6 protein-coding genes are annotated in these 4,961 nt (G+C 62.2%); 4 read left to right on the plus strand and 2 right to left on the minus strand.

What is annotated here, in order from left to right; genetic code table 11:
- Together ABJF10_RS29220 and ABJF10_RS29225 are read left to right on the plus strand one after the other, a co-directional pair.
- A partial coding sequence (locus ABJF10_RS29220; RefSeq protein WP_348548135.1) for a YdjY domain-containing protein occupies positions 1-707 on the plus strand: 707 nt, incomplete at its 5' end.
- Positions 704-1,879 carry a prenyltransferase/squalene oxidase repeat-containing protein gene (locus tag ABJF10_RS29225; protein WP_348548136.1) on the plus strand — a complete coding sequence of 392 codons (1,176 nt, stop codon included), beginning with the start codon at positions 704-706 and terminating at the stop codon, positions 1,877-1,879. The genes ABJF10_RS29220 and ABJF10_RS29225, both read left to right, overlap by 4 nt.
- A 12-nt stretch (positions 1,880-1,891) precedes the next feature.
- On the opposite strand, the gene ABJF10_RS29230 is transcribed toward ABJF10_RS29225, so the two are convergent.
- Both ABJF10_RS29230 and hpt read right to left on the minus strand, forming a co-directional pair.
- Complete coding sequence (locus ABJF10_RS29230; protein ID WP_348548137.1) at positions 1,892-2,239, minus strand: hypothetical protein; 348 nt, start codon at positions 2,237-2,239, stop codon at positions 1,892-1,894.
- Positions 2,240-2,253: 14 nt separating this feature from the next.
- Positions 2,254-2,823 carry a hypoxanthine phosphoribosyltransferase gene (gene hpt, locus ABJF10_RS29235; protein ID WP_348548138.1) on the minus strand — a complete coding sequence of 190 codons (570 nt, stop codon included), beginning with the start codon at positions 2,821-2,823 and terminating at the stop codon, positions 2,254-2,256.
- A gap of 145 nt (positions 2,824-2,968) precedes the next feature.
- Between hpt and ABJF10_RS29240 the strand changes: the two genes are divergently transcribed.
- Together ABJF10_RS29240 and ABJF10_RS29245 are read left to right on the plus strand one after the other, a co-directional pair.
- On the plus strand, positions 2,969-3,994 hold the full coding sequence (locus tag ABJF10_RS29240; protein ID WP_348548139.1) for a TIM barrel protein: 1,026 nt from the start codon (positions 2,969-2,971) through the stop codon (positions 3,992-3,994).
- Between the two features lie 129 nt (positions 3,995-4,123).
- Positions 4,124-4,961: sugar phosphate isomerase/epimerase family protein (locus ABJF10_RS29245; protein WP_348548140.1), on the plus strand; the 838-nt coding region annotated here is incomplete at its 3' end.

A 4,961-nucleotide genomic window follows, 5' to 3' on the forward strand; every position in this document is an offset into this window, starting at 1 on the left:
TCCTGCTTGGTGTCCTGGCCCTCTTGGCCACGGCTCAGGCCCAGAACGAGCCGCCCCCGGCGTCTCCGGTCATGCGCGAGGTCAGCCCGGGCGTTTACGAGATCGGCCAGATCCGGCTCGACCAGAAAGCGCGCACCGTCACTTTCCCCGCCGTGATGAACATGACCGAAGGCAATCTGGAGTACCTGCTCGTCACCGAGCAAGGCAACACCCACGAAAGCCTGCTCGTGAGCGACGTCGCCCCCAGCGATCTGCATTTTGCCATGCTGCTGCTCGGCGCCAAGGGCGCGGGAAAGCAAGAAGGCGACCTGCCCCCGGCGCAGATCGACTCGAAGTTCCTGAAAACGGCCCCCAAGCTGAAGGGCGATGCCATCACCATCACCGTCCGCTGGAAAGCGGGCGACGCGGAAAAGAGCGGCCCCGTCGAGGACTGGATGATCAACACCGAAACCAAGAAGGCGGTGGAGCGCGGCCCGTGGATTTACAACGGTTCCATGTTCAACGACGGCCATTTCCTCGCCCAACTGGAAGGCGCGCACGCCGCGCTCGTCACCTATCCCGCCGCCTTGATTAACAACCCGCGCAAGGGTAATGATAACGATCAGATTTGGGCGGTGAACACCAAGGCCGTCCCCGCGGTCAAAACGCCGGTGGATGTCGTCATCACTCTGCTGCCCGACGCTGTCGCCAAAGCCAAAGCCCCATGAAAAACCTGCTCCTCTGCCTCGCGCTTTTTCTTTCCTCCACGCTCTTTGCCGCGGAACCGCCCCCGCGCAAGGAAGCCAATCTCTCCGTCCGCAACGAAGTCCTCCTCGCCATCGACAAAGGGCTCGCCTGGCTCAAGCAACAGCAGAAAGAGGACGGCTCGATCGCCAATCCCGAAAACGGCGACCCGTCCGCCGAGCATCCCGCCCTGACTGCGCTGCCGCTCATCGCCTTTTACCGCGAGCCCGCCGGCAAGGCCGCCACCCAATACTCCGACGTTTTGCAGAAAGGCTACACCTTCCTCCGCAGCAAGGTGCAGCCCGATGGGGGCATCTACACCACGGGCCTGGCCAATTACAACACCTCCGTCTGCCTCATGGCTTTGCTCAACACCGGCGATCCCAAGGACGAGCTCACTCTGGCCCGCGCGCGCGATTTCATCGCCGGCATGCAGGCGACGAACATGACCAAGCCCGAGGTCAATGGCGGGATCGGCTACGGCACCACGGGCGTGAGTCCGAAGCGGGCGCACCCCGATCTCGACAATACGGTCATCGCCCTGGAAGCGTTGCGTGCTTACAAGAACACGCATCCCACCACGGAAATCGCCGCGGGCAAGGAACTCGACTGGCAGGCCGCGATCGAATTCATCAGCCGCTGCCAGAACCTGCCGTCCCACAATAAGCAGCCTTGGGCGAGCGACGATGCCGCCAACAAGGGCGGCTTCATCTACTACCCCGGCTCGAGCAACGCCGGCGAACAGGACCTGCCTAATGGCAAGAAAGCGCTCCGCAGCTACGGCACCATGAGTTACGCCGGCCTGCTCAGCTACATCTACGCCGATCTCCAGCCGGATGACCCGCGCATCACCAGCGCGCTCGATTGGCTGCAAAAGAACTACACCCTCGAGGAAAATCCCGGCCTCGGCCGCGCCGGTCTCTACTACTACTACCACCTCGCCGCGAAGGGTCTCGCCACCGCCAAGGTCCGCGAGATGCCCGCCGCCAACGGAAAAAAAGCCGATTGGGCCCACGACATGGCGCTCAAGCTCATCGAGCTCCAGGCTGGCAACGGATCCTGGGTCAACGATACCGCGCGCTGGATGGAAAAAGATCCTGTGCTCGTCACCGCCTACAGCGTGATCACGCTGGAGATCATCTACAATCAGCTTTGAGCTGGTTGCGAGTCAGCGCTCGAATGGCAGGAATTCCACGGGCTTGCCGCAGAATACACAGCTTGGGCGATGCTTGCTGAGCGGGCGCTCGCAATGCGGGCAGGCGCGTGGTGGCGAAGGCGCCTTGCGTCCGTCCAAGTGCCCATCCTCGAGATCGATGTCGTGGATGCGCTGCACCAAATCCGCGTCTGAGCAGTTGAGCCGCTCTTTCGCGATTCGCCAAATCGCCTCATTAATCAGCAGCAGGCGATCGACGTCTTTGCGCAGTTCCTCAATCTCTCTCATCATCGTCTCGCGTGCCGCCGCTCGCGAGTGCTCCGCCAGGTTCATTGCCGGTTCGAGGTTCCGACCCGTATTCATAATTGGAACGAACTTTACTCTTTGTCTGGCGCAGAGGCAAGTGAACCCTCAAACACCTCCCGCTTGAGCACCCCGACGAATGGCAGGTTGCGGTAGCGCTCCTGATAATCCAACCCGTAGCCGATGACAAACTCCCCGTCGATATCGAAGCCAACAAAGTCCGCCTCCATCGCCTGCGCGCGGACGACGCGTTTCCGCAGCAGCACGCAAATGCGCAAGCTCGCAGGCTGCGCTTCGCTCCGCAGGCGCGCACAGATGGCGTGCAGCGTGCGGCCGCTATCGAGGATATCGTCGATCACGAGCACATGCCGCCCGGCGATGTCCGGGATGGATACCTGGTCGAACGTCACCACCCCAGTGCTCTCTGTGCCTCCATGGTAGCTGGCCACGCCCAGGCAATCCAGCTTCAGCGGCAACGGGATGCGCCGCAATAAATCCGCCGCGAAAATGAGCGAGCCATTGAGCACCGCGATCACGGTCAACTCCTGCCCGCGATAGACCTCGGTGATGTCCCGCGCCAGCTCATCGAGCCGGGAGAGGATGGTTTGTTCGTGAAAGAGAATGCGTTCGACGTCTTCGAGCATGGGTCAGAAGAGCGATCTTCCGTTTTCCATTTTCCATCTGCAATCTCCCATTCCTTTTCCATATTCCATCTGCAATCTTCCATTCCTATTGCACCCCCCACCCGCTCTCCGCTAGACGAATAGCTCCTTCACCTCCTCTTCCACCATGTCCTGCTACCATCCCTCCATCGAAGGCGCCCAGCACGGTGCCAAGTCCCTCCCCGACTTCCTCGCCTACGCGAAGCGCAGCGGCGCGAGCGGCGCGCAGCCCAGCAACTACATGCTCCACGGCGGCAAGCTCTTCAAGTCCGCCAAGGAGATCAAAGCCGCCTTCGCCGACGCCGGTCTCTCCATCGACGGCGTCAGCGGCCACTGCCCGATCTGGGTCCACACCACGGCCTGGACCGGGTCCCCGACCATCCGCCCGTTTATCCCCGCGGACATCGCAAAGAAATCGCCCGCCGAAATCGAAAAGTGGGCGGAGACATACATTCTCAAGCTCCTCGATCTCATTGCCGATCTCGGCTTGAAGGTCATGCCGATGTTCTGGGGCACCGCTTATGGCTGGGAGATCGCCACCGGCTATCCCTGGGGATTCTGGGCCGGCCCGGGCTACGACTTGATCAAGGAAGGCAACGACCGCTTCGTGAAGAAGACGAAGAAAATCCGCGACCACGCGCGCAAGCTCGGCATCAAGCTCTGCCACGAGATTCATCCCGGCACCGCCGCCCCCACGGCTGACGATTTCCTCAACTTGGTGAAGATCACCGGCAACGACGAGACCATGGCCGTGAACGCCGATCCGTCGCACTGCTGGGAAGGCGAATCGTGGGAGACGCGCTTCCTCAAGGTCGGCCAATACATCTACGCCGCTCACATCAAGAACTTCACCATCCGCGCCGGATTCCCGTTGCGCACCATGGAGCCGAACTGGACCGCCCGCGCCATGCAGTTCACCGACCTCCCGAGCGGCGACCTCAATATGAACCGCTATGTCGAGCTGCTGCTCATGGTCGGTTTCCCGAGCCGTTACTGCCAGCTCCACGGCACCAAGACCGCCCCGCTCGTGGTCGAGGCCGAGAGCGCGCATCGCGACCTCGACTCCACCAGCGCTAATGGCATCGCCTACGTCCGCGACCATCTCCTCATCACGCCCGCCGGCGGCAGCTTCGAGGACGGTATGGGCGCCTAGTCCAGCCGCATCTATCGAATTCACGGGCCGCCTCCCATCCGGAGTGTGGCCCGTTTCGATTTTGCAGCGCGACGGTGCAAATTCGGGATTTCCGAACGCCTCCGCCGACCATACCGTTCTCTCTTACCCATGAACACTCCCTCCCCGATCACCCGCCGCGACTTCGTCACCAAGGCCGCCCTCGCCACCGCGCTCACCGCCGTCGCGCCCAGCTTCGCCCGCGCCGAATCCGCCGCGCGCTTCAAGATCATCGCCTTCAGCAAACCCTTCGCGAAACTCGGCCCCGACGAGACGGCCGATCTCGTGACCGATATCGGCTGGGACGGCATCGAGTGCCCCGTCCGCACCAAGGCCGGCCAGATCGCCCCCGAGCGCGTCGAAGAAGATCTGCCGAAGATGGTCGAGGCGCTGAAAAAGCGCGGCAAGGAAGTCACCATGATCACCACCGAGATCACGAAAATCGATCCGCTCGCCGAGAAAGTCCTCCGCACCGCCGCCAAGCTCGGCATCAAGAAATATCGCTTCGGCTTCGTCAAATACACCGCCGACAAACCCGTTCCCGAGACCGTGCGTGAAGTCGGCGCCGCGCTCAAGGACCTCGCCGCGCTCAATCACGAACTCGGCCTGCAAGGCGGCTGGCAAAACCATTCCGGGGCGGACATGGTAGGCGCACCGTTGTGGGACATCTGGACGATGGTCAAGGATCTCGATCCGCGCGACATCGGCGTCTGCTTCGACATCGGCCACGCCACCCTCGAGGGCGGCCTTTCGTGGCCCATTCAGGCACGCCTGCTCGAGCCGTTCTACGTGGCCGTCTACCTCAAGGATTTTCGCTGGGAAAAGGGCGCCAAGGGCTGGGAGCCCCTCTGGTGCAACTTCGGCGAGGGCACCGTGCATCAAAGCTTCCTCACGCACCTCAAGTCCTCCGCCTACGCCGGTCCCATCAGCCAGCACCACGAATACAAGA

Origin of the sequence: Chthoniobacter sp. (assembly GCF_040003245.1) — a bacterium.
In the GTDB taxonomy this organism is placed as follows: domain Bacteria; phylum Verrucomicrobiota; class Verrucomicrobiia; order Chthoniobacterales; family Chthoniobacteraceae; genus Chthoniobacter.

What these genes read in the sequence shown, in the direction of transcription:
- ABJF10_RS29225 (WP_348548136.1), top strand. Translation starts at nt 704, where the DNA reads ATGAAAAACCTGCTCCTCTGCCTCGCGCTTTTTCTTTCCTCCACGCTC.
- ABJF10_RS29230 (WP_348548137.1), bottom strand. Translation starts at nt 2,239, where the DNA reads ATGAATACGGGTCGGAACCTCGAACCGGCAATGAACCTGGCGGAGCAC.
- hpt (WP_348548138.1), bottom strand. Translation starts at nt 2,823, where the DNA reads ATGCTCGAAGACGTCGAACGCATTCTCTTTCACGAACAAACCATCCTC.
- ABJF10_RS29240 (WP_348548139.1), top strand. Translation starts at nt 2,969, where the DNA reads ATGTCCTGCTACCATCCCTCCATCGAAGGCGCCCAGCACGGTGCCAAG.